Genomic DNA, 271 nt, shown 5'->3' on the forward strand with positions numbered 1-271 from the left:
TTCAATGAACAGTGATAAAGCGACGATTTAAACGTGCGACTTATCAATGGTCACAAAACAAACAAACGGCGTTGGATAAAAACCAACATAATGGTGGAGCCAAGCGGGATCGAACCGCTGACCTCCTGCGTGCAAGGCAGGCGCTCTCCCAGCTGAGCTATGGCCCCATTTTAGACACTTACCTCTCGGAATTTTATTCATCACAAGGCATTTTATGGCGAAGCATAGCCTGCTATGCGAGTCATAAAATAACGCAGAGATGGATAAAATC

At 45.4% G+C, this 271-nt stretch carries 1 tRNA gene; it reads right to left on the minus strand.

The features are described 5' to 3' along the window. Positions 1 to 91: 91 nt before the first annotated feature. Positions 92 to 167: transfer RNA gene (locus tag ACT3T7_RS18445), tRNA-Ala, on the minus strand. Between the last annotated feature and the right edge of the window lie 104 nt (positions 168 to 271).

The sequence above is a fragment of the Halomonas sp. 111 genome, from assembly GCF_052379685.1.
Lineage (GTDB): Bacteria > Pseudomonadota > Gammaproteobacteria > Pseudomonadales > Halomonadaceae > Vreelandella > Vreelandella citrativorans.